Raw genomic sequence first — 26,238 nt, 5'->3', positions numbered from 1 at the left:
AGAAGGTTAGAATGAGCCAGCGTAAGCGCCCGTGGCGTCGCCGTTCTGCGCTAGGCCCTTAGCTTCCGTCACGGTGTCATCAAGCGGTTGGTACTCCTTGGGCAGGTAGTTCGGGGCAACCGGATCCTGGCGCGGCCGGATGCGGCCGCGCAACGTGGCTTCAGATTCAGAGCCTATGGTGGATGGTACTGGATAGCGCGACCGGGCTTTATAAGCAGTTTCGTGGTTCATGATGCACGGCTTATTAGGTGTAATGCAGAGGATGCGAAGGGCAGAAACCTACCCTGCCAGGGAAATTCAGTCGGCAAGCCGCTAGGAGAGAAGGGCAGGGTAAGTAGTATGCGGCCAATAGGCGGCTCTCAGCCAAGGAGCGGGCTGCAATAGCCAAGCTGAGAGCGAAGCGTACTCAGGCGGTTGCGGTGCGGCTTTGGTGCCATCCAAGGGCAACTAACGCCAGCAGCAACAACGAAAACCAGAAAGTGGGCGTGACCATGGCAGGAAGCAGTTAAAAGTGGATGCTTCACCAAATGCAGGTGACTATATACAATAGTAAATATCAGATAAAGTCATTTGGTTCACTATGATGACCATCAGGTAGTTACCTGACTTTGGTCATCTTTTCGGCCTAGTAATCTGCCTGGTATATAAATACGCTTGCCGTCAATCTGGCGCCGCTGCCAGCCAGTAGTGGCCCTTCTGCTGATGCCCCACTAGCCCCCAACCATTCACAAACCCCAACTCTAGAGGCAAAACCGAAGGTCCGGTATGTGAAATCCCAACGCCGGCTGGCGCGACTCTGCCCACTAGCCCCTCGCAAAAACACAACCGCCAGCGCTGCCCAAGGTGCAGGTTTCCTAAACATTCCGCCTCTGAAAACGTTGTCTTGGTTCCGTTCTGAATTAATCAGTTCTATCCAACCAACCCTCTTCATGTCAGAAGCAAAAGGCTATGCAGCTCCGGCTGCGCATGCTCCCCTCGTTCCCTTCGATTTTCAACGCCGCGACGTCGGTCCGCACGATGTTCGTATCGAGATTCTTTTCTGTGGCGTGTGCCACTCCGATGTGCATCAGGTGCGCAATGAGTGGGGCGGCTCTATTTTCCCCATGGTGCCTGGCCACGAAATTGTGGGTCGCGTTACCGAAGTAGGCACCCACGTAACCGGTTTTAAGGCCGGCGACTTGGCGGGTGTTGGCTGTATGGTTGACTCTTGCCAGCACTGCCCCGACTGCAACGACGGCCTAGAGCAGTACTGCGACGAAGGGTTTGTGGGCACCTACGGCTCCAAAGACCGCGACGGTACCATCACGCACGGTGGCTATTCCAACCAGATTGTGGTAACGGAAAAGTTTGTGCTGCACGTGTCGGAAAAGCTTGATTTGGCCCGAGTAGCCCCGCTGCTGTGCGCCGGCATTACCACCTGGTCGCCGCTGCGCCAGTGGAACGCCAAGGCTGGCGACCGGGTAGCCGTAATGGGCCTGGGTGGCCTGGGCCATATGGCCGTAAAATTTGCGGCCGCTATGGGCTGCGAAGTAACCGTGCTCAGCACCTCGCCCAGCAAAGAAGCCGATGCCAAAGCCCTGGGTGCCCACAAGTTTGTGGTAACCAAGGAGAAAGAGGCCATGAAGTCGGTTTCCAACTACTTTGATCTGATTATCAACACGGTGTCGGCCCCGATGGACTTGGCGCCTTACATCAACACCCTGCGCCGCGACGGTACCATGGTACTGCTAGGCGTGCCGCCGGAAGCGCCACAACTGCACGCGTTTAATCTTATTGCCAAGCGCCGCCGCATTGCTGGCTCGCTGATTGGGGGCATCAAGGAAACGCAGGAAATGCTGGATTTCTGCGCCGAGCACAACGTCATGAGCGACATTGAGGTGATTCGGATGGACTACATCAACGAAGCCTATGAGCGCATGATGAAGTCGGATGTGAAGTACCGCTTCGTGCTGGATCTGGCCACGATATAAATAGCAGCACTATATTGAAAAAGCCCGGTCTCCTGTGTAGGAGCCGGGCTTTTTGCTTTGCAGTAGGTGACGGTTACTCCTCCAACACAGGGTAGCGAAACGAGCCCTCCAGCGTCAGGCGCTTGCCGCCGCGGCCCGATTCGCAGACCTGGCAACGGTAGGTCCCCATCAGCCAGTGCCGCGCTGCATTTACGCCCGTAATGGTCACGGAGCCCGGGTTATCGGGGCAGGACTTGGAGTAGGCGGCGGTGTTGCCGTAGCGGTAGGAGGCGTCGCGGTTGCGCCCGCTCAGTATTTCCTGGAAGCTGTAGGTGCCAGCCTGAATCGGAAACCGGTCGATGATGATGGTGAGGCCTTCGCCGTCGGGGTCATCGGCTCGCACAATGTTGAGGCGCAGGGCTCGGTCGGCCCCTAGAAAAAAGCGGGAGCTAGTGGTGTCCGTTGCTACCGCTTGCCCATTGATACGCAACGTGAGCAGCCGGGCCGATTCGGGCACGGAAGGGGTTGCCAGCGGAGCTGACCCTAGCAACGGCAGCAACAGGAGAGGTAGAAAGCGTTTCATCGGAGCGGAAAGAGGCAACAATCAGCCCAGAAGATAGAAAAAGCCCGGTTAAAAGAGAAAACCGTGTTACAGCTGCCGCCCCGGATACTCACGCAAAGCCACCTCCAGGCAGTCCATGGCTTGCGTAATAACTTCCTGGTTCACCACGTACGCTAGCCGCATCTGCTGGCGCCCTAGCTCCGCCGTGGCATAAAACCCCGCCGCCGGCGACACCATCAGTGTCTGGCCCTGGTACTGAAATTCCTCCAGCAGCCACTGGGCAAAGCGTTCGGCATCGTCTACGGGCAAATGGCACAGCACATAAAAAGCGCCGCGGGGCAGGGGGCAGCGCACGCCCGGCATGGCCCGCAAACGGCTTACCATCAGGTCGCGACGGGCCTGGTACTCGGCCTTGGTATGGTCGAAGTAGTCTTCGGGCAGGTCGGCGGCGGCTTCGGCCAATAGTTGACCTAGTCCGGGCGGGCATACGCGCAACTGAGCCAGCTTGAATATTACGTCGCGCAAGGTTTTGTTCTTGGTTACTAGCGCGCCAATGCGGGCTCCGCAGGCGCTGTAGCGCTTCGAAATGGTATCGAGCAGCACGATGTGGTCATCAGCTCCTTGCAAATGCAGGGAGCTGGTGTACGCGTCGTCATAACAGAACTCACGGTACGCCTCATCGGAAAGCAGAAACAGATTGTGCCGCAGACACAGGTCCTTCAGTTGCTCCAGCTCCTGCCGGCTGTACACGTAGCCGGTGGGGTTGTTGGGGCTGCAGATCAGGATGGCCTTGGTACGCGGGGTTATTTTCTGCTCAAACTCCGCAATAGGGGGTAAGGCAAAATCCTCTTCCAGATGCGAGGCCACGGGCACTACGTGCGTGCCAGTAGAAATGGCAAACGCTGTGTAGGGGCCATAAAACGGCTCGGGTACAATGAACTCGTCGCCGGGGTTCAGGCACGCCAGCAAAGCAAAGGAAATCGACTCGCTGCCGCCCGTTGTCACCAATATTTCCTCGGCCGTAACATCTAGGCCCAAGCGTTGGTAGTAGTCGGCTAGTTTCTGGCGGTAACTTAAGTAACCTGCCGTGGGGCCATACTCCAGTACCCGGATATCGGCCTGCTGCACAGCGGCCAGCATAGCCGGCGGCGTCTCAATATCAGGCTGCCCAATATTGAGCGGATGCACCGTAATACCGCGCTGACGAGCAGCATCGGCATACGGGGTGAGTCGACGGTAAGGAGAGGGCGGCAAGGCCACACCACGCTGCGAAGGTTGAAGCATGGGCTTAAAGTTACGTCACGAGCCTAAAATCAGCCACTATATTCTAAACTTCCGAGCGGCGGCCAGCCGTACTAGCTACGTGAGGGCATCAGAGCTAACGTGGCTTCTGCGCAAACTCCAGCACCTGATTTCAGTTTTCACTCTATGCAAACTCCTGCTTCCCACCTGCCTGAAGTATGGCTGCGCGGCCCACTTCCGAATATTTCTCCGTTGCTGCAGCCCCTCGCCTTCGCCATCCTACAGGCGCGGGAAGAAGTTACAGCAGCTCTTAAGGCTTTTCCAGACGCACTGCTTTCTGCCCGTCCGGCTGGGGTGGCTTCCGTCGGCTTTCACCTGCGCCACCTGGCCGGAGTACTAGACCGCATGCAAACCTACGCCCGCCATGAGCCCCTGAATGAAGGGCAGTTTCAGTTCCTGGCCCAGGAAAAAGACGGCCCTACTACCCCCGATACCACCGCAAACCTGGTGCAGCAGTTCTCCGATGCTGTAGAGACCATGCTTACTGCCCTGCACACTACTCCAGAGGCTACATTACCGGAGTTTCGGCCGGTTGGGCGCGCTGGGCTACCTAGTACCGTAATGGGCTTGTTGGTTCATGCCGCTGAGCATACTACGCGCCATGTGGGCCAGTTGCTGGTTACGGCAAGGGTAGTGCAGGCTGAGGCAGGCAGATAGCAGTATACAGAGTTATATAAAATAAAAAGTCCCACCGGCAGCTGCCAGTGGGACTTTTCTACAATTTAAACTTCTAGGAAGCTTAGCCTACGATAGCTACGCGCTTGAAGTCCGAAATGGTCAGGCCTTTCTGCGTCTTGTCGAGCAGCTGGGAGATGGTAACCGAGCTGTCCTTTACGAACTCCTGGTTGAGCAGGGTGTTCTCTTTGTAGAACTTGTTCAGCTTGCCCTGAGCAATTTTCTCCAGCATAGCTTCTGGCTTGCCTTCAGCGCGCGCCTGCTCTTTGCCGATTTCAATTTCACGCTCGATGGTAGCAGCGTCAACGCCGTCTTTGTCGAGAGCAACTGGGCGCATCGCTACAATTTGCATTGCTACGTCGCGGCCTACAGTGGTTACATCGGCACCGCCTACGTTCTTCATAGCCACCAGAACGCCCTTCTTGTTATCCGAGTGGATGTAAGAAGCAACTTTCTCGGCCGTTACGTTTTCGTACGCAACTACGTCCAGCTTCTCGCCAATTTTGCCCATCAGGTCCGTGATGTGCTCCTGCAGCGAGCGGCCGTCTTCCTGAGCTGAAGCCAGCAGCTCTTCTTTCGAAGAAGCGTTGCTTTTCACAGCCGTAGCCAGGATTTGCTGCGCCAGGTTTTTGAAGTCTTCTACTTTGGCAACGGGCTCAGTTTCGCAAGCCAGCGCAACCAGTTTGCCGTTGGTGCCATCTTCGCTTACAGCCGCGAGTACTACGCCTTCGGCAGTAGCATTCTCAGCACGCTTGTCGGCAATTTTCTGGCCCTGCTTACGCAGAATGTCACGAGCAGCCTCGAAGTCACCATCGGCTTCGGTCAGTGCTTTTTTGCAATCCATCATGCCCGCACCAGTCATGGTGCGCAGCTTGTTCACGTCTGCGGCGGTAATTGCTGCCATTGTTGTGAGTTATATGAGGTTGAGAGGGTTTTCTGTTTTTTTAGGTGCCAAGAATAAGAGCCGTAGCACCTTCCCGGGCAACTATAGAAAAAGGGAACACCGGAGCCGAGTGCTTCGCATGTTCCCTTTTCCTTAGAGGGCAGCTAGCCTATTCGTCGGCAGCTTGCTTCTCCTGGATGCCTTCTTCTTCGGCTTGCTTCTTGTCGGCATCTTCCTTGTCGACTTTCCGCTCCGACAGGCCGTCTTCGATAGCCTTACCCATTACGCTCACGATGAGCTGGATAGACTTCGAGGCGTCGTCGTTCGCCGGGATTGGGAACTGAACCAGCTCGGGGTTTGAGTTCGTATCGCAGATAGCAAATACCGGAATGCCCAATTTCTGAGCTTCTTTCACGGCAATGTGCTCGCGCTTTACGTCAATCACGAACAAAGCAGCGGGCAGGCGGCTCAGGTCGGCGATGCCGCCCAGAACACGCTCCAGCTTTTCACGCTCACGCGACAGCATGAGACGCTCGCGCTTGGCAAGTGCAGCGTACGCAGTGTTTTCCTTTACCATCTTGTCGATGGTGCTCATCTTCTTCAGCGACTTGCGAACGGTGGTGAAGTTGGTGAGCATGCCGCCCAACCAACGGTCCGTTACGAAAGGCATTTTCAGGCGCTTCGCTTCTTCCGTTACAATTTCCTGAGCCTGCTTCTTGGTTGCAACGAACATAACCTTGCGGCCGCTCTTTGCAATGTTGCGGATGGCCGAGGCGGCCTGCTCCAACGAAACCAGGGTTTTGTTCAGGTCGATAATGTGGATGCCGTTCTTCTCCATGAAGATGTACGGCGCCATTTTCGGGTCCCACTTGCGCGTAAGGTGACCAAAGTGGGCACCGGCATCAAGCAGCTCTTTATAAGTGGTGGACTGAGCCATGATAAATTTCCTCTGGGATTAGCGTTTCGAGAACTGGAACGAGCGACGAGCTTTACGCTTGCCGAATTTCTTGCGTTCCACCATGCGCGGGTCACGGGTCAGGAAGCCTTCTTTCTTCAGCGCTGGGCGAACCTCAGCGTTGTCGCCCACAAGGGCTTTCGAGATGGCCAGACGGATAGCCTCGGCCTGAGCCGAAATGCCACCACCGCGCACGTTAACCTTAATGTCGTACTGGCCGACTTGCTCGACAGTAGCCAAAGGCTGGTTCACGATGTTTTCCAGGAGCTCGTTAGCGAAGTACGCCTTGATGTCCCGGCCGTTGATAGTGATATTCCCTTGCCCGGCCTGCATGTAGATGCGGGCCACCGAGGTTTTTCTTCTACCAGAGGTATTGGAGATTTCCATTAAGTGAAGAAGTTAAAGAGGGGCCGAAAACGGCTTAGAGATTCGTGAGAGAAACAGCTTTCGGCTGCTGGGCTTCGTGGGGATGCGTCGTGCCGGCATACACATACAGGTTACGGAACTGCTCCGCGCCCAGTTTGTTGCCCTGCAGCATACCACGTACGGCGTGCTCAATCACGCGGGTCGAGTTCTTGGCTTTCTTGTCACGCAGGTTAATGCGCTTCTGACCGCCGGGATAACCCGAGTGCGTGATGTAGATTTTGTCGGTCATCTTTTTGCCGGTCACGCGAAGGTTGTCGGCGTTGATGACGATGACGTTGTCGCCACAATCCGAGTTGGGCGTGAAGGAGGGTTTGTGCTTGCCACGCAACATGTTGGCAATTTGGCTAGACAGACGACCCAGGGTAGCGTCGGCGGCGTCAACCACAACCCAGCCCTTGTTGGCGTTGGCTTTGTTGACGGATACCGTCTTGAAGCTCAGATGATCCATTGGGTAGGAGGATAAGCGTTTGAAAATGAAGAAGAAGCCGAACAGGGTTCGGGGAAAACGGACACAAAGTTACCGTCTTTCCCCGAATATTCAAACCAGCGGCTACTAATTGTTCCTGAAACACTTACTGCGGCCGCCTCCGGGGCATACGGGAATAGCTACCTTTAAGGCCAAATACTGGCTTTCCCGCCAGCAGCCCCGGTTATGCCAGCCCAGGGGCCTAGTCGAAATAAGATATACACAAGTAGCCATAATAGCAGCACCGGGTTGCCGGCCGGGTAGGGGCTAGCCGCTGCCGCCGCAGTAGTGCACCACCTAGCCCCTGAGGCCTGAATGCTGCTGCGGTTTGCGGCCTCCCCTGACCTAGTGCTTGCTGACTTCTGCGAATTCTTACACGTAGTATGCCTTTCTATACATCTTCTTCAGCCACTTCTCTGCCTGCTGACCGGCGGGCGTATGGGTTGCTGCTCGGGTTGCTGCTCGTCTCGTTAGTTACCGCGTTTGTTACTCAGAGCACCTTCGATTCCAGTGACAGCATTCTGCACTATGTGTTTGCGCGCTATGCGTTTGCCCACCCAATCAACTTTCTGGAGTCGTGGTCGAAGCCGCTGGTAGTAGAGCTGATGGCGGTGCCGGCGCTATTCGGTCTGCGGGGCGTAATGGTGTACCAGTGCCTGGTAGTAGCGGCGGCCGCGGGCCTGGCGTATGAGGCAGCGCGGTACCTGCGGCTGCCGTGGCCGTGGCTGGCAATTCTGTTCTGCTACGCCTCTCCGGAGTACTTCCGAATTCAGTTCTCGGGCCTGACAGAGCCTACATTTAGCTTGGTGCTGATGGCGGGGGTAGCGCTGGCGCTCCGCGGAAAGACAAGTTGGGGCGCTGTGGTCTTGTCGTTTCTGCCTTTTGCGCGCTCCGAGGGCTATTTGATCCTGGGAGTGTACGGCTTTTACTTGCTGGTTACCCGGCAATGGCGCGTTTTGCCCTGGCTCGGGCTGGGCTTTGTGGTGTACGGCATGGCGGGCCTTTTCGTGTACGATGATTTTCTATGGGCCTTCAGTCGCAATGCGTACCCAACACGCAACCTCAACTATGGCCACGGCGACGCGTGGCACTTTATCCGCAGCCTGCCCAACACCATGGGCTGGGTATTGTACGGGCTGTTTTGGTTGGGCGGGTTGCGGATGCTAGTAGAGTGGGCGCGACCAGCCCTGCGTCGACAACCGCCGCTTTTCACAGCTGAGCTACTGCTGGTATATGGCAGCGTAGTGGTGTTTGTGGTGGCCCACACCATTTTCTGGGTGTATGGCATTTTTGGCTCCTTCGGGATGGCGCGGGTGCTGTGTGGCATTGCTCCGTTGCTGAGCCTTATTGCCCTGCGGGGGGTAGTGGCTCTAAGTGAGCTGGCCCAAACTCCGCTGGCACAGCGCCGCATTCAAACGGTGCTGGCCGTGGCCGTAGTCGGGTTTCTGTTCTGCGGGTCTCGGGCTTCTTTCCGCTGGCAACGGGATTTTGGCCGCGCCGCCGACCAGATTTTGATAGAGGAAGCCGCTGTGTGGGCATTAGAGCGCGGCAACCCACCGCACGTAGCCTACACGCACCCGTACTTTGGGCTGGCGCTGCACACTGATCCGTTCGGCCCGCACCGCAGCGAAATAGCGGCGGTGCGCGATACCAGCTGGCCGTTGCCCAAAGGCACCCTCGTGTTCTGGGATGATTGGCATTCTATCATGGAAGGCCAAGTGCCTTTTGCGTTGCTGCAGCAAGACCCAAACTACCGGCTACTGTGGAAGAAGGTGATGGCTCGCAACCAGCGCAAGCCCATCCCAGATTCCGTGCGGATTGCCATCTTCGAGAAAATCAACTGATAACACTAGGCCCCTAAACAACACAAAGCCGGCCCCATACTGGAGCCGGCTTTGTGTTGTTTAGGGGCCTAGCTGTATTGCCGGAGCGTATCAACCAACACCCGGAAGTCTTTGGGGTAGGGAGCTTCTACTGTTACCTGCTCGCCGTCCATTTTGGCAAAGGTGATCTGTGCCGCATGCAAGGCAAAGCGCTTGATGAACGGCTGCTCTTCTTCGCCCTGCTTTACATTGAACTTGCGCTTCAGAGAGGAAAGAAAGAAGTCGTCGCCGCCGTACATGGCGTCGCCGACGATGGGAGCCTGCAGGTAGGCTAGGTGCAGCCTGATCTGGTGCATACGGCCCGTAATGGGTTGGCATTCCAGCAATGTGTGCCGCGCATACGGCTCCAGCGTGCGTACCAGCGTTACGGCAGGTTTGCCTTTATACGCCAAGCGTGCCTTGCCTTTGGTAGTGGTTTCTATGCTGCGGTCTACGCGCAAGCCGTCGTAATCGTGCACACCCCAGGCCACAGCGTGGTACACCTTTTTTACCTGGCGATCCTCGAACTGCATGGCCAAATGGCGGTAAGCAGCCGGGTTTTTGGCCAGGGCCAGGGCACCACTGGTTTCTTTATCGAGGCGGTGGCAAGCCTGGATATCGTCGTATTGTTCGCGCGCCAAACGTAGGATGTTGGGCGCCCCACCAAATCGCTCATCGAGGGTAGCGAGAAACGGTGGCTTGTTGATGACGACGAAATCTTCGTCCTCAAACAGAATCAGGTCGTTGAAATGGGGTAGCTTCATAAAGAGCGGCAAAGGTACTCACTTCTTACGTCGCATTAGCTGCCAGTACCGCAGCGGCTTTCCGTGGCTTCGGTAGCTTAAACTCCAGCGTGGTACCTTGCCCCGACTCGCTACGCACCCGAATGGTGGATTTGTGCGCCTCTACAATGTGCTTGCTGATGGCCAACCCCAGTCCAGAGCCGCCCGCATCCCTAGATTCGCGGGTACGGCTTTTATCAATCCGGTAAAATCGCTCAAAAATGCGGTTCTGATGCTGCTTCGGGATTCCTTCTCCGTCATCCTGCACACTAATACGCACACCTTTGCCGCTCTCCTGTAGCGCAACCAACACATGCCCATTTTCGCGGCCATACTTTATGGCATTGTCAATCAGATTGATCAGCACTTGCCGGATGCGGTTGCGGTCGGCTAGCACGCGCAAACCTTCAGAAGCAGGCGCCAGCTCCAAACTCACGTTGCGGCGAGCGGCTTTCAGCTCCAGCTGTTCGAAAATGTCGCGTACCAGTTGCACAATATCAAAGTTCTGGCGGCGCATGCGCACTACCCCCTTTTCCAGCTGCGAAATGGTAACCAGGTCCTGTACTAGGGCATCCAGCGCATCAAGGCTGGTGGCGGCTTTTTGCAGGAATTTCTTGCGCGTAAACTCGTCCACGTCATCGTCGTCGAGAATGGTGTGCACGAAGCCCTGAGCAGCAAAAATTGGGGTTTTCAGCTCATGCGATACATCGGCCAGAAACTCGCGGCGCAATACCTGCAGGCGTTTTAGCTCATCAATTTCCTGCTGCTTGCGCTGGGCCATGTCCAGAATCTCGTCGCGCATGCGCTTGAGTGGCTCCGGCCGAAACAGGAATTTGCTGGACATGCGCCGAAATTCCTTACGCTTAATGTGCTCCAGGCCTTCGTAGATGTTGTTGATTTCCCGAAAAATGAGGGCCTCAAACATCAGATACAGCAGCAGAAAACAGGCTGCTAGGCTACCTCCCGCCACCAGCACCCCTTCGCGCAGCGGCAGACTAGGCGCCCAGATAGCCACCGCCGTCAGGACGCAAGCCACCAACAACGACAGAATGATGGCAATGATGCGAGAGGAAATAGTGAGCTGCATACACGCAGTTGTAAGAGAGTGCGCCAAGGCACCAAATGGGTATACGTGTTACTAGGCCTAATCAGACCTCAAACCCTCTGGTGCCCTAGTTCACGGGTTTGCTAGTTATCCGTGTTGAACTTATAGCCGACTCCCTTGATGGTTTGGATGTGATGGTCGCCAACTTTCTCGCGAACCTTGCGCACGTGTACATCCACGGTGCGGGCCAGCACAAATACATCGTTGCCCCAGATATTCTGCAGCAACTCATCGCGCCCAAACACTTTGTGCGGGGAGGCCGCCAGGAAAGCCAGCAGCTCAAACTCTTTCTTCGGCAAGGAAATCTTACGTCCATCCTGGTACACGGCAAAGCCCGTGCGGTCAATCTTGAGGCCGTTAATTTCAATGCTTTCGGTTTGGGCCTGCGGGTCTTTATCGCGACGCACAAAGGCGGCCAAGCGGCTCATGAGGGCCCGGGGCTTAATGGGCTTGGCAATGAAGTCGTCGGCGCCAGCATCAAAGGCCGCTACTTCCGAGAATTCCTCGGCGCGGGCCGTCAGGAAAATAATGTACGTGTCCTTGAAGCGGGGCAGCTCCCGAAGCTGGCGGCAGGCGGCAATGCCATCTAAGTTAGGCATCATCACATCCAGCAGGATGATGTCGGGGCCAAACTGCGGTGCTACCTCCAGGGCCTTGCGGCCGTCGGGGGCGCTGGCTACCTCGTAGCCTTCCTTGCGCAGGTTGTACTCCAGCAGCTCCACGATGTCAGGGTCATCGTCGACTACCAGGATTTTGTACGCGTTGGGGTTGGCGGCTAGTTGCACGGGGCGAGGTGGTTTGGGGTAGAAGAGTATTCTCGAAGACAAAAGTACCGCAGGGCGGCGGGCCTGGCGTGTTACGTTTTCGTTACGCGCCGCTGCGGCACTGCTAAGTAGCAAGGCTTCCGGGACCTTGCCACGCTCGGTGGAGGGCGCTGGCCACTCGTAGTCCGCCGCATGCCTCGTGATTTTGACAGGCTTCCGGGCCGGGCGCGGCAGCTGCAAGGTAGGTCGGTGGCGGGTAGTGCTGGTTGTGTGCATGTAGGGGAGAAGGGCGTACGGAGGGGAAAGCACTAAAAAAGAAAAGCGGCCCCCAGACGGAAGCCGCTTTACAACAGTATCAATTTTGAGCCACCAGGTTCAGCCGGTTTCGAAGCCCTTTGTATTTGTACATGTCCACCTTCACGGCGCCCACGAACATTTCAGCCTGAATCAGAACCGGAATTTTATTTCGGTCGTCGGAGAGGTATACGGAAATAGCGTTTTCTCCTTTAAACAACTTATTGCTGGGCATTTTCGGGACCAGTCGAATGGCGCGAATAACTCCGGCCTTCGTTTCCACGTTTTCGCGGCCCTTGAACACGACGTCCATTTCAAAGACATCTTCATCGAAAAACCCCTGCACCTTGATTACCTCACCAATGCGCCGCTGGTCGTAGTTGAGCGTGCGCAGAAAGTAAAAGCCGCTTACTATGTCCTGCACGTTATTGGGCACTTTAAACGTGCCTTTCTTAACGTTGTTCTTGTCTTTTTTATGGCTTTCTACGTCCGCTACGTCGCGGAAATGGTCGAAGTCGACAGTTTCGCGCTTGCGGTAGTTGTTCTCCTCAATATTGCGATAGAAGCGCTGCGGCAGAATGCTGGTCGTGTCGATGTAGGAGCGCCACGTGTCCCGAATGCGCAGAAAGAAATCGAAGGAGCCTGTAGTGCGGCCCGTTACGGTAGCCCTGTAGCAGGCCCGCTGGTTCACGTGCTGAATGGCGTTGTCAATCTCAATGGTGGCGTCAGCGGCGTTAATAAGGCCGTAGTGCACCTTGTATTGCAGCACTTCGCCCCGCTCAAAGCTGGAGTTCGGAATGGTGCGCAACGGCTCTGACCCCGGAGCAAAAGCCATGAGCGCCGCAGCCATGGGCAGCGCAAGTACAGGAAAAAGAAACCAGCGGCGAATCATGTAAGAGCGGCGAATGGTAGAGTAAAGCCGGTGTCTTCTCAAATGCAGTGCCAGCAAATATACTCGGATTAGGGCACGTCGGAAAGCAGGATTTACGAAAAGAAATGGCCTAGTGGTTTGGTTGAGCTTGAGCCGGTTTTTACCCTAGTAATTCCAAAACAGAAAAGCCCCGCTACAGGGTAGCGGGGCTTTCAAAATTATAGGCCTGACGTGAGCTTACAGCTCCATTGTGTCGTCGTCCTCGTCAATGGAGCGGTCCTCCGGAATAGCAGCCAGGGCTGCTTCCGGCTCACCTTTCACCTTGGCGCGGATTTGCGCTTCGATTTTTTCGGCTAGCTCGGGGTTGTCCTGCAGAATGGTTTTCACACCCTCACGACCTTGACCCAGGCGGTTGCCGTCGTAGGAGAACCAAGAGCCCGACTTGGCAATAATGCCCATGTCAACACCCAGGTCGAGAATCTCGCCTACTTTCGAAATGCCTTCGTTGTAGATGATGTCGAACTCAATCACCTTGAAGGGTGGCGCTACCTTGTTTTTTACCACCTTCACCTTGGTGCGGTTACCGGTTACGTTGTCCTTGTCTTCCTTGATCTGGCCAATCCGACGGATGTCGAGACGAACCGAAGCGTAGAATTTCAGGGCGTTACCACCGGTGGTCGTTTCAGGCGAGCCGAACATAACCCCGATTTTTTCGCGCAGCTGGTTGATGAAAATGCAGCAGCAGTTAGTCTTATTGATGGTACCCGTCAGCTTACGCAGTGCCTGCGACATCAGACGCGCGTGCAGACCCATTTTCGAGTCGCCCATATCACCTTCCAGTTCCGCTTTGGGCACCAGGGCCGCCACGGAGTCGATAACGATGATATCAATGGCGCCGGAAGAAATCAGCTGGTCGGCTATTTCCAGGGCTTGCTCGCCGTTGTCGGGCTGCGCAATCAGCAGGTTCTCAGTGTCGATGCCCAGCTTTTTAGCATACAACGGATCGAATGCGTGCTCGGCGTCAATGAAAGCAGCCATGCCGCCTTTCTTTTGCGCTTCGGCAATGCAGTGCATCGTGAGGGTAGTTTTACCCGACGATTCTGGACCGTAGATTTCGATGATGCGACCTTTGGGCACGCCACCTACACCTAGGGCAATATCAAGGCCTAGCGAACCGGTGCTGATGACTTCTACGTCCATCACCTTGTTGTCGCTGAGCTTCATTACGGTGCCTTTGCCGTAGCTTTTGTCCAGCTTGTCCAGCGTAAGCTGGAGGGCTTTCATTTTCTCGGCGTTGGCGTTGACGGCCTTGTCAGTGGTTGCAGCCATACTCTATAGGAGGGGTTATTTGGAAATGCTTACGTTTGGTGAATGTAGGCTTTTTGGGGTGCCCATACAATCGGGCCGCACACCAGTTGCGCTACACTGCCGGCCCCCGTTTGGGTCGGCTAGTGGTAACGCCGCCGGGCTATATTTTGTGCCCACAATGCTAAAAAAATTCGTTGATTTTAGTAAAGTTTTCTGGTGCTAAAATTTTTAGAACAAAGGACGGTTTCTACCTCTCTGATACTGACGCTGGTAGCTTGGTTAAGTACTATCCTGTCCGCTACGGCGCAGCTTGATAATCGGGCGTTTACGCACCCTTTGCCCCTGGGGCCAGCTTACGAGCGCCAGCTCCGATTGGATGTACAGGGCTTCCTGTTCAATAAAGACAACGAGTATTTTAATAAAATTGATCCGGGTCTCACGTACTTCGGGGCGCAGCTGGCGCCGCGGCTGGTGTACTTCCCGGCCGCTAACCTGCGCCTGGAGGCCGGGGTGTACCTCTGGAAAGATTATGGTACGCCCCGCTTGCGGCAAGTACGCCCGTTGTTCACGCTTAAGTACCAGGAGGGCCAGCACAGCTTGGTTTTCGGCAATATTGAAGGCCACTTGCACCACGGCTACATTGAGCCGATGTTTGATTTTGAGCGCGTCATTACCAATCGGCTCGAAGAAGGCATTCAGTATCTGCTCCAAACGCCGCGCACTAGGCTCGATGCGTGGGTAAACTGGCAACGGCAGCAATACCGCTACAGCAATTTTCAGGAAGAAGTAGCCGGCGGCCTCAGCACGGAGCACCACGTACTCGGGGACTCTACGCGGTGGCTGGTGCGGCTGCCCTTCCAATTTACGGCAACCCACCGCGGCGGCCAGCTCGATACCATTGATGTGCCGCTGCAAACGCTGTTCAATGTGGCTACCGGCGTGCGCGTGCGCAAGGCACTAGCCTCTCATTTCGTGCAAGCCGCCAGCTTCGATGGGTACGTCACGTACTTCCACGACTATTCCTTCAGCTATGTGCTGCCGTACAAATCCGGGACGGGCCTGTATCTAAATGCCGGCCTCGATACGCGCCTTTCCAACCTACAGGTGGCCTACTGGCACGGCAACAGCTACATTTCGCCGCTGGGTGGCCGCCTGTACCGTTCTATTTCCTCGTCGGCTGTTGACCCCAACTATATTGAGCGACAGCGGCAGCTCCTGATACTGCGGGTGCTGCGCGACTACAAGCTGCCGGGCAATCTGGTGCTTACTACCCGCTTCGAGCCGCTCTACGACCTAAATAACGGGCTGTTCGACTTTTCCTTCGCCCTGTACCTGAACTTCAATCAAAGCTTTCTGCTCACTACCCTCCGCCGAGGCGCCGACTAGCGGTTGCCGCCAGAAGTAACCCTAGTAAAACAGAGCTGCTGAACTACTCCACTGGTTGTTCTGGCTTACGGATGTAGTACAGAATGGCTTGGCTGGTGAAAACCCGCACCAGCTTTGGGCGCGGCGGCAGAGGGTGAAAGCCGGCGGCCTCGGCCACGGCGCAACTGCGAGGATTGTCGGCGCGGCACCGGATAAGCAGGCGCGCCACCCGCAGCTGCTCAAACCCAAACGTGGCAATTGCGGCCAGGGCTTCGCGGGCGTAGCCTTGGCCTTCGGCCTCGGCAGCAAGGTAGTAGCCGATTTCGGCCGTAACTGGGGTGGTCCAGGTGGGTTTCAGGCTGATGTCGCCGAGGTACTGCTGGGTTTCCTGGTTCCAGATGCCAAACACGTACAGCCGGCCTGAAGTCCAATCTTGCCGAAACTGGCGTAGCACCAGAGTGGCATCGGCGGGCGTCCGGACGCTAGCCTCACGGGCCGGAAAGGCAGGCTGCAGTCGCGCCCGGTTGTTGTGAATCAGCTGATAAAACTCGGCTTCGTCGGCAGGCAGGTAGGGGCGAAGCATGAGTCGGGCCGTAACCAGCGGTGCAGTCGGAAGAGCAGGTTGAGGCGGCACGGCGTACATAATTTGGAGCAGTAGAGGGGGCAACAAAGCAGAACAGGGGCAACAGCCCAGGAAAGCACCAAGGCTTACGTAGGCAAACAGAAACCCACCAGCCGGCTCATCGTTCAAAATAGAAGCTAGCCGGCGCTTTCAATGCAAGCCCTGGCTGCTTTCCTTTTCTACCAACTTTAGTTACACGTATCATGCTAGGCAGACTCACGAATAAAGTGGCCATTGTTACGGGCGGAGGCTCGGGCATTGGTGAAGCCATCAGTAAAAAATTTGCGCGAGAGGGCGCTTCCGTAGTGGTAGTAGGCCTCGATAACGACCCGGTGCGCGAAGTAGTAGACGAAATTCTGGCCGAAGGAGGCCGGGCCATCGGCTACCTCGGCGACATCTCCCTGCAGGCGGCCGCCGAAGCCTGCGTGAAGGCCACGGTAAAGGAGTTCGGCAAACTCGACATCCTAGTAAATAATGCCGGGGTGTTTCCGGCCACCGCTGAGCTGGATAAGTATCCGGTAGACGCATTCGAGTATATGATCAAAAACAACATCTACTCGGTGTTTATGATGACGCGCGCCGCCCTGCCGGAGCTGCAAAAAACGAAAGGCAACATTGTGTCGGCGGGCTCTGAAGCCGGGCAGATGGGTTCTCCCATGATTACGCCCTACGGCGGTACCAAAGCCTGGGTGATGACCTTCAGCAAAGGCCTAGCCGTGGAGCAAGCCAAACACGGCGTGCGCGTAAACTGCGTCGGCCCGGGCCCCATCGATACGGCCTGGACGCACAAAGAAACTGGCCCCATGAACTCCAAAATGGAGAAAAATACGGTAAACGGGGTACCGCTGGGCCGCCGCGGCACGCCCGAAGAAGTAGCCAACGTGTACTTGTTCCTAGCCTCCGATGAAGCCAGCTACGTGACCGGGGCTACCTATTTCGTAGATGGCGGCGTTACGGCTTCTAAGAGCCTGCCGGGCGAGGAAGTACCTGCGCACCTAAAACAGCAGCCCACCGGCGACCTGCACCTGCAGCACGCTAAGGAAGGCAACACGAAAGTGCGCAAAGACGCCCTAGCTACGATGAGCTAGATCACGGATTTAGCCGGCTTTTTCGGATGACACGGATTTCGTGCCTAATCTGAGAAGTCTTATGGAAGCCGACAATACAAAAGGCCGCCCCGGTTGGGACGGCCTTTTGTATTGGTTTCAGTTCACAGGATCGGAAAAGATGAATGCACAGCACGAAATCCGTGTCATCCGGAAAAGCCGGTTGAATCCGTGGTTTACTTTTGAAGCTCGGCCCCAATGCCGGAGCGTGCCTGTGGTGGGCTACCCAGCGCGTGCTGATTGCGCATCACGTTAATCTGGCGGGCAGCCTCATTGAAGTACTCCAACCGGCGAATCAGCATTTCCTTGGTCAGCACGCGGCCCTCGGGGGTACGCATCATGGCTTTCTTGTCTTCCAGAATGCGCTGCAACAAAGCTACATTGCTGGCTTCCTGCTCGCGGAACTGCGCATAAAACTCGCGTAGACGATTTAGGGGGCCTTCCGTGGTCAAGCGAAACTGGCCGCCGCCTTGGTTCAGCACCTCGCTCAGTACGTACACTTCCAGTGGCAACGAGGTGCCCAAGGCGGTGGTCCGAATATCCAGCCCAGCCTCCAGGCCGCTGATGATGATGGCGAGGTTGCGCTCAAATTGCTGGTAGTAACCGGCTGCTTCCATTACGTAAGGGGTATTTATTTCCTAGGGCTTGTAGTGGGTTGAAGGTACACGAAGAGCTAGTAAAAGCGCTGCCTCCGGTGTGCCTCTTCCTACAATAGCTCTTTTACAATCTGCTCCACCGTGATGCCTTCGGCTTCGGCTTTAAAGTTACGAACAAGGCGATGACGCAGAATGGGCAGCGCTACCGCTTTTACATCTTCAATATCGGGCGAGTACTTACCGTGCAGCAACGCGTGGCACTTGGCGCCCACAATCAGGTGCTGCGAGGCGCGTGGGCCGGCGCCCCATTCCAGCAGCTGCGTAGCGCGGGCGGCCGCGCGGCCAGTGTTGGGTCGGGTCTTGTGCACGAGGCCCACGGCATATTCCACCACGTTATCGGCCACGGGCACACGGCGCACTAGGTGCTGAAACGCCTGAATCTCATCGGCGTGCAATATCTTGTTTACCGTAGGCTTGGAGTCAGAAGTGGTGTTCTTCACGATTTGCAGCTCAGCCTCGTAGCTGGGGTAGCCTAGCTCGATATTGAACATAAACCGGTCCAGCTGCGCTTCCGGCAACGGATACGTGCCTTCCTGCTCAATGGGGTTCTGGGTAGCCAGCACGAAAAACGGCCGCTGCAAGGGGTAGCGTTTCCCCGCCACCGTTACAGCATATTCCTGCATGCTTTCTAGCAGGGCCGCCTGGGTTTTAGGCGGGGTTCGGTTGATTTCGTCGGCTAGTACAATGTTGGCGAAAATGGGGCCGGGCACAAAGTGGAAGTCGCGCTGCTGGTTTAGGGTTTCCGAGCCTACAATATCGGAGGGCATCAGGTCCGGCGTGAACTGCACCCGGTTGAACGACAGGTCTAGCGAGTCCGCAATAGTCTGGATGAGCAGCGTTTTGGCTAGCCCTGGTACCCCCACCAGCAGGCAGTGGCCCTGCGAGAAAACCGCTGTGAGTACCAGCTCAACCACCTCATCTTGTCCGATAATCACCTTGCCGATTTCGCGGCGCAACGTCTGGTAGGAACGGGCCAGCGCGTCGGCGGCTTCTTTATCAGAGGCAAATTGCATAGACTAGGAATGAGGATGGGTATAACGCAAAGACAGGAGAAGAAAGACAATGTTGCGCCCGGCCGGGCCGGTTCAACATCTTCCTTCTCCTATCTGGTTGGGTTGTTACAGAGAAGAGTTGAGCAGCTTGCAGCCTGAGTACTCGGGGTCTACCTCCAAGTACACGGTGCCCCGGTTCTGGGCAAACCAGGTATCCAGGGCTTTGTTCTTTTTCTCGTTGAGGGCCGCGGCAGCAATTTTCTGGTAGTCGTCGTTCAGGTTAGCCTGGTGAGGCGCCGTGTTCGACTTCAGCCAGAGAATCCGTACGGCGTCTTTGCCGTCGTCGGTACGGTAAGGCAGGGGCGGAGTTACACTACCCACCTTCATGGTATCAATGGTGAAGAAGATAGCCGGATCAAGCTGGTCGAGGGGCAGGTAGGTGCTGCCGTCGCGACGATTCTGCATCAGACCGCCGTTGCCGCCCGTGAGCTTGTCGTCGGAGTTGTCTTTGGCCGCTTTCGCGAAGGAAACGCTGTCGGCCAGAATGCGGCGACGCAGCTTGTTTAGCTCCTGCGTTGCCTCGTTGGTATCAGAAGAACCGGTTTCAGGCTTCAAGAGAATGTGGCGGGTGCTGTACGAATCGCCTTTGCGCTCAATCAACTGGATCAGGTGGAAGCCAAACTGCGACTCCACAATTGGCGACAGTCCGCCGGGCTCTAGGCGCAGAGCTGCGGCTTCGTACTCCGGCACCAACTCACGGCGCTTAAAGAAACCTAGGTAGCCGCCCTCCACCGCCGAGCCGGGGTCTTGAGAGAACTGCTTGGCCAGCGTGGCGAAGTCTTCGCCGGCCAGGATGCGGGCGCGCAAATCGTTGAGCTTGGTTTGCGCTTCCTGTTTGGCCTTCGTGTTGGTTTTGGCTAGCTTAATAATCTGGCCAACCTCTACCTCAGTAGAGTAGTACGGCAGGCTGTCCTTAGGCATGCGGGAGAAAAATTGGCGCACCTCGCGAGGCGTTACCGATACTTTGCCCGCAATTTCATCCTGCATCTTCTGCTGAATGAGCTGCTCTTTCACCTGTATGCGCAGCTCTTCTTTGAGCTGCTTTACGGGCTTGTTGTAGTACTCCTCCAGCTTCTTTTCAGAGCCAATCTGCTGGATAAAGTAGGCCATCCGGCGGTCTAGCTCGCTACGTACCTGCGTATCCTCTACTACCACCGAGTCGGTTTCGGCTTTGGCCAAGAGCAGCTTGTTTAGGGCTAGGCTTTGCAGAATGCGGCATTTGATATCCGGAGGCAACGGCTTGCCTTCCGCCCTAGCTAGTTCCTGGGCGTAAGCCCCCTCTAGGTCGGAGCGGAGCACAATCTGATTATCGACTTTGGCAATAATGCCATCTACCACCTTCAGGCCGACCGGGCGCCCCACGCCCAACTGGGCGAAGCTAGCCGTGGCGGAAGCTGCCATCAGAACCGCACTTAACAGCACCCGACGGGCCGGTACTCGCAAACATTGAATCATGGAATCTTTCCGTAATGCCCCTTCGTCAACAACCTGACACGGGACCAGACAGCAGGCAAAACGCCAAAAGCTGCCCGTAAATTTCATCATAAATCCTTTCACTGGCAAAAACAGCCGAGCAAGGCCATTAGTGCCGTTTCAAGAGCCTAGAGCCGAGTTTGTCTTCGGACGTTGCACGTGACTACGGGCCTAGTAAAAAGAAACCGGGAGCGGAAGGCGCCGGACAAAGGAAAAAACATCCTTCATGCCTGGCAGCTTCCCGCTCCCGGTTTGCTTGGAGTGAGCGTGCTTACTTCGTAACCAGCTTGTCTACCTCAGCTTGGTTGATGGTTACCGGGTACTTCTGCTTCAGCTGGCCAATCCATTCTTTCTCCAGGTAATTCTGGTAGTCGGAAGTGGCTTGGCCGCGGGCTTCGGCCAGGGTTTTGGGGCCGGCGGGCAACTGCTTCTCTACCGTTACGGCGTAGTAGCGGCCATCCTGCTGCGTGGTGTAGGTGCCGGGTGCGCTGCTCAAAAACTGATCGACGGCCTTGTTGTCGCCTTTCTGGAAGCTGCGCTGCTGCACCTGTACGGCCAACGGATTTTGCGTATTCAGCATCCCTTCCATAGCGGTTGGGTTCGTGGTGGTCAGTTCGAAGGCAACCTGAGGGGTAGCAGCGGCTTTGGTCTCAGTGGTTGCTTTCAGGCGGTTTGCTTCTACGCCTTTGCTGCGCAGATAGGCTACTACCCGGTCAGCTCGCCGGCGAGCCAGCGCGGCTGCTTCGCCTTTCTTTACGCGCCCTACCACAGTCACACTTACGGTTGCATCGGCACCTAGGCGAGATGCTAGGTCATCAAGGGCCGGAGAGCCCGCTGGCAGCTCAGCTGAGTTGGTGCGGAAAGCTACCGGAGCTGGTACGCCGGTTTTTACTTGGTAACGGCCTGTTTTCTGGAGTTGCTGGGCCTTTGCCAGCAGCTCGGGGGTAGCAGCACTGATTACTGTGGCCTGTACGCGAGGTTCCCACTGGTACTTGGCTTGGTTAGCGGCGAAGAACTGCTGGAGCCCAACGGTATCCTCAATGGCCTTGCTCCACACTTTCTCATCCATGAGCTGGAACAGCAGAATACCGTCGCGGTACTCCTTCACGAGCATGCGGTAGTCTTCATATTTGGTTTCCAGGTTGGCCTTTTCGTAGTCCGTCAGGCTCTGATCTACATACTGATCATAAAGCTGCTGCATGGCAAAACGTGGTTCAGCCCCGGCCCGAGGCTTTTGGTTTTGCTGCGCGTACGTCAGGAAGTCCTTCACCAAATACGGCTTGCCCCCGATAGTGAATAGGGTAGAATTATCAGTTGGAGTTTTACTGGCCTTGCTGCCTTTAGTGGGGGTAGCAGGAGCCGTGTACTGAAAGCGGCCCGAAACCAACGCCGTGTCGGCTTTGGTAAACACGTAGTCTTTTACAGGCTGGTTTTCTTCAAACTTGTTTTCGGTGCGCACGCGCTTCAGGAAGGCCGTCCGGTTCAGCTCCGAGCGGGAATCCTTGGCGACTTTGCTTTTCAGCGTGGGCTCCATGGCTTCAAATGAAGGCACTGGCTGTTTTTCGAGCAGCTTAATGATGTGCCAGCCATAAGGTGTTTGCACCGGCTGCGAAATGTCGCCGGGCTTCTGAAGCTTAAAGGCGGCTTCTTCAAACGACGGAATCATACGGCCGGTCCCGAAGGGGGGCAGCTCGCCGCTGTTGGCCGCCGAGCCAGCATCTTCCGAAAATTGCGCTACCAGCTTCTCCCAGTTTTCATTACGGCGGGTCAGCCGGTTGTACAGCTCATCTACCTTCTTTTTGGCCGTTACGGAGTCGGCGGCGGGCATGCCGGGCGTGGCCCGAATCATGAGGTGCGCCACTTTAATTTCGCCTTGGGCTTTGCGCACATCGTTCACCTTAATCAGGTGGTAGCCAAAGCGCGTACGGACCGGCTGCGACACCTGCCCTACAGGCGTTACGTACGCCGTCGACTCAAACGGATACACCATCTGCATGGCCGTGAAATAGCCGAGCGTGCCGCCGTTTTCGCGGGCCGATGGGTCTTCCGAGGCCTCGCGGGCTACTTTGCCAAAGTCCTCGCCGCCGGTTACGCGCTGGCGCAGGGCTAGTGCCTTTTGGTAAGCTGCCAGTGTGTCTTTCGGGGCGGCGTCGGGCATTACGCGCACCAAAATATGCGAGGCGTTTACCTCCTTGCTCAGGCGGTCGTAGGCTTCGCGCACCAGCTTGTCGGTTACGCTTTTCTCCGTGAGGTAGGGTTGTGCCAATTGCTGGCGGTAGCCATCCAGCTCGCGCTTAAACGCCTGGGTAGTATCAAGGCCGCGCTGCTCGGCTTCCAGCACCTTCAGCTTGAAGTTGGTATACAGATCAAGGTATTCCTGAACGCTGGCCTTGGTGCCAAATTCCGGCGCCGAGCTGTTGTTCTTCCGATAGATATAAGCAAACTCTGAAGCCGGAACCTGGGTAGTGCCCAGGGTTTCAACTACCGGAGATGTAGCGGAGGAGGTAGGTTTGGTAGCTTGGCACCCAGCCAGAAGAGCGGCCGCGGCAGTGCCGGCAAACAAAATGCGTTTGTGCATACAGAAATAAAGGAATCGGCAAAGCGGGTAATCCGGCCGGGCAATAGCACGGGTGCGGAAAGCGGACTGTTGCAATTTTACGGATTTTTTTCCGGGCGCAAGCGGGCAAAGCGCCCCGGGGGTCGGCTAAGAAAAAAGCACCCCAAAAGCGGGGTGCTCGTTCTGCCGACAGCTCTGATAACGAGTCGTTAGCCTATTTTCTTATACAGGCGGCATAAGTTACGCTCGCCCTTGGTACTAAACTCCACCCGGTCCATAATACGGTTGACCAGCATCATGCCTACCCCGCCTTTTTTGCCGATGCGAACATACTCCTGCAAATCTGGCTCGTGGTAGGTATTAGGAGAATAAGATGTAAGGTTGGAGTCTTCGATTTCAATTCCGAATTCCTGATTCACCACCGCTACCCGCACATCCAGAAACTGCGACTCGTTTTCGCCGTTGCCGTGAATAATTAGGTTAGCTACTACCTCATCAACGGCCAACACAATCTGGTTAACCAGCAGATCAGAGAGCTGATAGCTAAGTAAAAATTCGCTCACGAAGTCGCGCACCACCTTGAGGTTGCGGCGTGTGCAGCTGATTCGGATTGCGTGTCTCATGCTCCCTTGGGTTCCGTACGGAGCTCCTAAATGGCCGTAGCCTCCGCCTCTGACGGTACAATCGTCATCAGCGAGTCGAGCCCCAGAATCTCAAACACGTTGTGGACTTTATCCTGCATGTTGAAGAAAACCAGCTTCACGCCAGCGTCCTGAAAACTCTGCAAGTGAGAAATGAAAACGCCCAAGCCGGCTGAGGAAATATAGTTCAGGTTCTGGCAGTTAATCAGTACTTTCTGATTGCCCAGAATTTCGGGTTTGCTTAGCTCGGTATCCAGTACCACAGAGGAGCTGGCATCTAGCTCACCGTCGAGGCTGAGGGTGAGGGTATTTTCGGTTGACTGTTGCGTTATTTTCATACCTCTTTGTAACGTTAAAGGCTGCCGTCTGGTTGAGCCGCTCGGAACTTGATGACCAGTAACGTCTGGTCGTCGTGCATGGGTTGTCCACGGCTGAAATCGTTCAGATCAGTCAGGATCTGCTCCTTAATCTGCTCTGCTTCTAGGTAGTAGGTGCGCTCCAGCATCTGCTTGAGCCGCTCTTCTCCGTATTCTTCCTGGTTGGCCCCGCGGGCTTCTACGATGCCATCGGTATAAATGACCATGACATCACCCGGATTATAGTCGTAAAACTGATTTTTGATGTATTTCTCGTAGCCTTCGTTCCGGATAATACCCAGGCCCAGGCCCGCCGTCCGGAAGTACGACACTTCCTCCTTAATAGAGTGGTAGTAGAGCGTATGGCAGTGGCCGGCACGAGCGAAAACAAAGCCCCCGTGCTCATAATCAATGATGTAGAGTGAAGCCGTAATGAAAGCCGACTTCTCAAGGCAGCGGGCCAAGGCGTGGTTGGCCTGGGCCATAAACTTGCTCGGCACCGGAAACTTCTCCCGCTCATTACGGGCCAGGGGGTTCTCCTGCATCAGGGCATGAAAAATCCCTTTCATTTGGGCCACGTGGAAAGCCGCTGTTACGCCTTTGCCCGATACGTCGCCGATAAGCACGGCCAGTCGCCGGCCGGGCAGGTGCAGGAAGTCATAGAAGTCGCCGCCTACTTCTGTGGCCGCCAGCGCATGCGAGCTGATTTCAAACCAGTTATCGATAGGCAGGTTTTTTGGGATGAGGCTATCCTGCACCGCCGAGGCAATTTTGAGCTCATCCTGCACGCGCTGGGTATCCAAGGAGGCCTGTACCAGTTGCAGGTTTTCGATGCTGAGCACCGTTTGGCTGGCAAAGGTTTGCAGGATGCTCAGGTTTTCCCGGTCGAAGCCCTGCGACGACGCTTTCAGCATGTACAGTGCCCCGTACTGGCGCTTGCTGGAGCGCAGCGGCATCACAATGAGCGACCCGAACTCCATATTCAGGTTCCGGAAGCCACTGCTGTTAAGCAGGTCATTGTTCAGGTACTCAATGTGGCCTAGGTTATAATCGGCCAGCAGCTCCCGAATGGCACGGGCCTGCGCAGGTTCGAGGTGGTAGTACTGTCCGGTATACTCTTCGTCGCTGGTAGTTTCTATTTCCAGCCAAGCGGCATCGGCCTCCACGGTTTGAATGGCGGAGTCAAAAAACATGCGGTACACTTCCTCGGCGTTTTGGCCGCGCTGAATAAGCTGAGTGAGGCGCTGCAGGCTTAAAATTTCTTCCCGCTTCTGCTCAAATACGCTAGCTGTAGGCAGATTGAAGGCTGTGACCAGTAGCCCCATGAGGGCGTAAAACACGGCGAAAAACGCATTAAGCACCAGAAACGCTTGCTGGGTAGGCGGGGCCACCAGCTGCGGGTCTTGCTGTACGTGCAGGAAATAGGCTACAAACACCAGCATGGCCAGAATTACGGCCAGCTGTAGCACCAGTGCTTCTAGCTTCTGACGGCGGCTCAGGTAGGCCACCCACTTCTGATGAGAGCTCAGATACGCGCCAAAAGCCGCTAGGGCTCCGAGCAGCGCAGTGGCTAAGCTATACGGAGGGGTCCAGGTGAAAAGGCGCAGCAGTAGCGTAAGGGCCAGCAGCCCCTCAAACCAAGCCCATTGCGTCCGCAGCTTCGCGGAGCTACGAAACAGCACTAACGACCGCCAGGCGTAGTTGGTGCGGGCCAGCAGAACCACAAACAACCCAACGTTGAGGGTATATATAGCCGTGAAGGCTACCGAGCTGCGGGCCGATAGTTCCGGCTGCACTAGCTGCTGCAACAGGTGCAAGCCTACGCAAACGGTTGCCAGCAACCCGGGGCCTAGTACTAGGCGGCGCAGTAGTGCCACAAAATCGAGGCCGCGCAACCGCTCAGCCGCCGACCGCTCCTGTAGAAACACGGCCGCCACAAAAACGGCCTGCACCAGCAGCAGCAACCAGCCCGGTAGGCTTACAGCACTGCCGAGCAGAGTTGGGTGAGCATACAGCAACGTACACGCCACCAGCCCCAGCCAGCTTATTACAGAAAAGGGTAGCAGAAGTGCGTTCAGCTTCCGGAGAAACGACATGAAGTGTGGGGTACTAGGAAGTCAGGCTGCCGAAGTGGAAGGCAAATGAATGGGCAAGATACATGGTGCACTCGAAAAGGCACAACTACCCGTCGGATTCCGGACAACCG

At 56.0% G+C, this 26,238-nt stretch carries 25 protein-coding genes; 5 read left to right on the top strand and 20 right to left on the bottom strand.

Going from position 1 to position 26,238, the window contains the following annotated elements:
• Positions 1-6 precede the first annotated feature (6 nt).
• Positions 7-231, bottom strand: a complete 225-nt coding sequence (locus ACYVHC_RS07160) for a hypothetical protein (protein ID WP_460612982.1) — start codon at positions 229-231, stop codon at positions 7-9.
• A gap of 698 nt (positions 232-929) precedes the next feature.
• Here ACYVHC_RS07160 and ACYVHC_RS07155 point away from each other — a divergent pair.
• On the top strand, positions 930-1,970 hold the full coding sequence (locus ACYVHC_RS07155) for an NAD(P)-dependent alcohol dehydrogenase (RefSeq protein ID WP_460612981.1): 1,041 nt from the start codon (positions 930-932) through the stop codon (positions 1,968-1,970).
• A 73-nt stretch (positions 1,971-2,043) separates the two neighbouring features.
• On the opposite strand, the gene ACYVHC_RS07150 is transcribed toward ACYVHC_RS07155, so the two are convergent.
• Positions 2,044-2,532 (bottom strand): hypothetical protein, encoded by a 489-nt coding sequence (locus ACYVHC_RS07150; RefSeq protein ID WP_460612980.1) that lies wholly within the window; start codon positions 2,530-2,532, stop codon positions 2,044-2,046.
• 66 nt (positions 2,533-2,598) lie between these two features.
• Positions 2,599-3,795 (bottom strand): pyridoxal phosphate-dependent aminotransferase, encoded by a 1,197-nt coding sequence (locus tag ACYVHC_RS07145; RefSeq protein WP_460612979.1) that lies wholly within the window; start codon positions 3,793-3,795, stop codon positions 2,599-2,601.
• 144 nt (positions 3,796-3,939) lie between these two features.
• Here ACYVHC_RS07145 and ACYVHC_RS07140 point away from each other — a divergent pair, with 144 nt between their 5' ends.
• Entirely contained in the window at positions 3,940-4,470 is a 531-nt protein-coding gene (locus ACYVHC_RS07140; protein ID WP_460612978.1) for a DinB family protein, read from the top strand.
• A gap of 82 nt (positions 4,471-4,552) precedes the next feature.
• On the opposite strand, the gene tsf is transcribed toward ACYVHC_RS07140, so the two are convergent.
• The 4 genes from tsf to rplM all read right to left on the bottom strand — a co-directional run bounded on the left by tsf (position 4,553) and on the right by rplM (position 7,200).
• Positions 4,553-5,392 (bottom strand): translation elongation factor Ts, encoded by an 840-nt coding sequence (tsf, locus tag ACYVHC_RS07135; protein ID WP_460612977.1) that lies wholly within the window; start codon positions 5,390-5,392, stop codon positions 4,553-4,555.
• Positions 5,393-5,540: 148 nt separating this feature from the next.
• Positions 5,541-6,308: a small ribosomal subunit protein uS2 gene (gene rpsB, locus ACYVHC_RS07130; protein ID WP_460612976.1), complete on the bottom strand. Its 768-nt coding sequence runs from the start codon at positions 6,306-6,308 to the stop codon at positions 5,541-5,543.
• Positions 6,309-6,326: 18 nt separating this feature from the next.
• Positions 6,327-6,713, bottom strand: coding sequence for a 30S ribosomal protein S9 (gene rpsI, locus ACYVHC_RS07125; RefSeq protein ID WP_188556112.1), 387 nt, complete (start codon positions 6,711-6,713; stop codon positions 6,327-6,329).
• A 34-nt stretch (positions 6,714-6,747) separates the two neighbouring features.
• The gene (gene rplM / locus ACYVHC_RS07120) at positions 6,748-7,200 is read right to left on the bottom strand and encodes a large ribosomal subunit protein uL13 (protein WP_460612975.1); all 453 of its coding nucleotides are present in this window, start codon (positions 7,198-7,200) and stop codon (positions 6,748-6,750) included.
• Between the two features lie 401 nt (positions 7,201-7,601).
• Here rplM and ACYVHC_RS07115 point away from each other — a divergent pair, with 401 nt between their 5' ends.
• Positions 7,602-9,062 (top strand): hypothetical protein, encoded by a 1,461-nt coding sequence (locus tag ACYVHC_RS07115; protein ID WP_460612974.1) that lies wholly within the window; start codon positions 7,602-7,604, stop codon positions 9,060-9,062.
• 68 nt (positions 9,063-9,130) lie between these two features.
• On the opposite strand, the gene ACYVHC_RS07110 is transcribed toward ACYVHC_RS07115, so the two are convergent.
• The 5 genes from ACYVHC_RS07110 to recA form a co-directional block, all read right to left on the bottom strand.
• The gene (locus ACYVHC_RS07110; protein ID WP_460612973.1) at positions 9,131-9,844 is read right to left on the bottom strand and encodes an RluA family pseudouridine synthase; all 714 of its coding nucleotides are present in this window, start codon (positions 9,842-9,844) and stop codon (positions 9,131-9,133) included.
• A 25-nt stretch (positions 9,845-9,869) separates the two neighbouring features.
• Entirely contained in the window at positions 9,870-10,949 is a 1,080-nt protein-coding gene (locus ACYVHC_RS07105) for a sensor histidine kinase (protein WP_460612972.1), read from the bottom strand.
• A gap of 101 nt (positions 10,950-11,050) precedes the next feature.
• A complete protein-coding gene (locus ACYVHC_RS07100; protein WP_460613136.1) occupies positions 11,051-11,752 on the bottom strand; it encodes a response regulator transcription factor in 702 nt (233 codons plus the stop codon).
• Positions 11,753-12,086: 334 nt separating this feature from the next.
• Positions 12,087-12,875: a DUF3108 domain-containing protein gene (locus ACYVHC_RS07095; RefSeq protein WP_460612971.1), complete on the bottom strand. Its 789-nt coding sequence runs from the start codon at positions 12,873-12,875 to the stop codon at positions 12,087-12,089.
• Between the two features lie 258 nt (positions 12,876-13,133).
• Positions 13,134-14,225 carry a recombinase RecA gene (recA, locus tag ACYVHC_RS07090; protein WP_460612970.1) on the bottom strand — a complete coding sequence of 364 codons (1,092 nt, stop codon included), beginning with the start codon at positions 14,223-14,225 and terminating at the stop codon, positions 13,134-13,136.
• A 195-nt stretch (positions 14,226-14,420) separates the two neighbouring features.
• Here recA and ACYVHC_RS07085 point away from each other — a divergent pair, with 195 nt between their 5' ends.
• Positions 14,421-15,590 (top strand): hypothetical protein, encoded by a 1,170-nt coding sequence (locus ACYVHC_RS07085; protein WP_460612969.1) that lies wholly within the window; start codon positions 14,421-14,423, stop codon positions 15,588-15,590.
• A 43-nt stretch (positions 15,591-15,633) separates the two neighbouring features.
• Here the strand turns inward: ACYVHC_RS07085 and ACYVHC_RS07080 are convergent, their stop codons facing one another.
• On the bottom strand, positions 15,634-16,152 hold the full coding sequence (locus ACYVHC_RS07080) for a GNAT family N-acetyltransferase (protein ID WP_460612968.1): 519 nt from the start codon (positions 16,150-16,152) through the stop codon (positions 15,634-15,636).
• A gap of 242 nt (positions 16,153-16,394) precedes the next feature.
• Between ACYVHC_RS07080 and ACYVHC_RS07075 the strand changes: the two genes are divergently transcribed.
• Positions 16,395-17,279, top strand: coding sequence for an SDR family NAD(P)-dependent oxidoreductase (locus ACYVHC_RS07075; RefSeq protein WP_460612967.1), 885 nt, complete (start codon positions 16,395-16,397; stop codon positions 17,277-17,279).
• 194 nt (positions 17,280-17,473) lie between these two features.
• Here ACYVHC_RS07075 and ACYVHC_RS07070 read toward each other — a convergent pair whose 3' ends face one another.
• The 7 genes from ACYVHC_RS07070 to ACYVHC_RS07040 form a co-directional block, all read right to left on the bottom strand.
• Positions 17,474-17,914, bottom strand: a complete 441-nt coding sequence (locus ACYVHC_RS07070; protein WP_460612966.1) for a hypothetical protein — start codon at positions 17,912-17,914, stop codon at positions 17,474-17,476.
• Between the two features lie 89 nt (positions 17,915-18,003).
• Entirely contained in the window at positions 18,004-18,966 is a 963-nt protein-coding gene (locus ACYVHC_RS07065; RefSeq protein ID WP_460612965.1) for an AAA family ATPase, read from the bottom strand.
• Positions 18,967-19,071: 105 nt separating this feature from the next.
• Entirely contained in the window at positions 19,072-20,460 is a 1,389-nt protein-coding gene (locus tag ACYVHC_RS07060) for a peptidylprolyl isomerase (RefSeq protein ID WP_460612964.1), read from the bottom strand.
• A 289-nt stretch (positions 20,461-20,749) separates the two neighbouring features.
• Positions 20,750-23,056 (bottom strand): peptidylprolyl isomerase, encoded by a 2,307-nt coding sequence (locus tag ACYVHC_RS07055; protein WP_460612963.1) that lies wholly within the window; start codon positions 23,054-23,056, stop codon positions 20,750-20,752.
• A 188-nt stretch (positions 23,057-23,244) separates the two neighbouring features.
• Complete coding sequence (locus ACYVHC_RS07050) at positions 23,245-23,658, bottom strand: ATP-binding protein (protein WP_460612962.1); 414 nt, start codon at positions 23,656-23,658, stop codon at positions 23,245-23,247.
• Positions 23,659-23,684: 26 nt separating this feature from the next.
• The gene (locus ACYVHC_RS07045; RefSeq protein ID WP_460612961.1) at positions 23,685-24,014 is read right to left on the bottom strand and encodes an STAS domain-containing protein; all 330 of its coding nucleotides are present in this window, start codon (positions 24,012-24,014) and stop codon (positions 23,685-23,687) included.
• A gap of 14 nt (positions 24,015-24,028) precedes the next feature.
• Positions 24,029-26,128, bottom strand: coding sequence for a PP2C family protein-serine/threonine phosphatase (locus ACYVHC_RS07040; protein ID WP_460612960.1), 2,100 nt, complete (start codon positions 26,126-26,128; stop codon positions 24,029-24,031).
• Positions 26,129-26,238 lie beyond the last annotated feature (110 nt).

This window comes from Hymenobacter seoulensis, from assembly GCF_054780535.1.
Note: the sequence above shows the minus strand (reverse complement) of the source record. Positions and strands in the feature narration are given on the sequence as shown.

Excerpts from the sequence above, each read along its gene's own strand:
- ACYVHC_RS07145 (WP_460612979.1), bottom strand. The coding sequence starts at position 3,795 with ATGCTTCAACCTTCGCAGCGTGGTGTGGCCTTGCCGCCCTCTCCTTAC.
- ACYVHC_RS07070 (WP_460612966.1), bottom strand. The coding sequence starts at position 17,914 with ATGGAAGCAGCCGGTTACTACCAGCAATTTGAGCGCAACCTCGCCATC.
- ACYVHC_RS07045 (WP_460612961.1), bottom strand. The coding sequence starts at position 24,014 with ATGAAAATAACGCAACAGTCAACCGAAAATACCCTCACCCTCAGCCTC.
- rpsB (WP_460612976.1), bottom strand. The coding sequence starts at position 6,308 with ATGGCTCAGTCCACCACTTATAAAGAGCTGCTTGATGCCGGTGCCCAC.
- ACYVHC_RS07040 (WP_460612960.1), bottom strand. The coding sequence starts at position 26,128 with ATGTCGTTTCTCCGGAAGCTGAACGCACTTCTGCTACCCTTTTCTGTA.
- ACYVHC_RS07160 (WP_460612982.1), bottom strand. The coding sequence starts at position 231 with ATGAACCACGAAACTGCTTATAAAGCCCGGTCGCGCTATCCAGTACCA.
- ACYVHC_RS07105 (WP_460612972.1), bottom strand. The coding sequence starts at position 10,949 with ATGCAGCTCACTATTTCCTCTCGCATCATTGCCATCATTCTGTCGTTG.
- rpsI (WP_188556112.1), bottom strand. The coding sequence starts at position 6,713 with ATGGAAATCTCCAATACCTCTGGTAGAAGAAAAACCTCGGTGGCCCGC.
- ACYVHC_RS07155 (WP_460612981.1), top strand. The coding sequence starts at position 930 with ATGTCAGAAGCAAAAGGCTATGCAGCTCCGGCTGCGCATGCTCCCCTC.
- ACYVHC_RS07080 (WP_460612968.1), bottom strand. The coding sequence starts at position 16,152 with ATGCTTCGCCCCTACCTGCCTGCCGACGAAGCCGAGTTTTATCAGCTG.
- ACYVHC_RS07065 (WP_460612965.1), bottom strand. The coding sequence starts at position 18,966 with ATGCAATTTGCCTCTGATAAAGAAGCCGCCGACGCGCTGGCCCGTTCC.
- tsf (WP_460612977.1), bottom strand. The coding sequence starts at position 5,392 with ATGGCAGCAATTACCGCCGCAGACGTGAACAAGCTGCGCACCATGACT.
- ACYVHC_RS07140 (WP_460612978.1), top strand. The coding sequence starts at position 3,940 with ATGCAAACTCCTGCTTCCCACCTGCCTGAAGTATGGCTGCGCGGCCCA.
- ACYVHC_RS07150 (WP_460612980.1), bottom strand. The coding sequence starts at position 2,532 with ATGAAACGCTTTCTACCTCTCCTGTTGCTGCCGTTGCTAGGGTCAGCT.
- recA (WP_460612970.1), bottom strand. The coding sequence starts at position 14,225 with ATGGCTGCAACCACTGACAAGGCCGTCAACGCCAACGCCGAGAAAATG.
- ACYVHC_RS07055 (WP_460612963.1), bottom strand. The coding sequence starts at position 23,056 with ATGCACAAACGCATTTTGTTTGCCGGCACTGCCGCGGCCGCTCTTCTG.
- ACYVHC_RS07060 (WP_460612964.1), bottom strand. The coding sequence starts at position 20,460 with ATGATTCAATGTTTGCGAGTACCGGCCCGTCGGGTGCTGTTAAGTGCG.
- ACYVHC_RS07050 (WP_460612962.1), bottom strand. The coding sequence starts at position 23,658 with ATGAGACACGCAATCCGAATCAGCTGCACACGCCGCAACCTCAAGGTG.
- rplM (WP_460612975.1), bottom strand. The coding sequence starts at position 7,200 with ATGGATCATCTGAGCTTCAAGACGGTATCCGTCAACAAAGCCAACGCC.
- ACYVHC_RS07115 (WP_460612974.1), top strand. The coding sequence starts at position 7,602 with ATGCCTTTCTATACATCTTCTTCAGCCACTTCTCTGCCTGCTGACCGG.
- ACYVHC_RS07110 (WP_460612973.1), bottom strand. The coding sequence starts at position 9,844 with ATGAAGCTACCCCATTTCAACGACCTGATTCTGTTTGAGGACGAAGAT.
- ACYVHC_RS07095 (WP_460612971.1), bottom strand. The coding sequence starts at position 12,875 with ATGGCTGCGGCGCTCATGGCTTTTGCTCCGGGGTCAGAGCCGTTGCGC.
- ACYVHC_RS07075 (WP_460612967.1), top strand. The coding sequence starts at position 16,395 with ATGCTAGGCAGACTCACGAATAAAGTGGCCATTGTTACGGGCGGAGGC.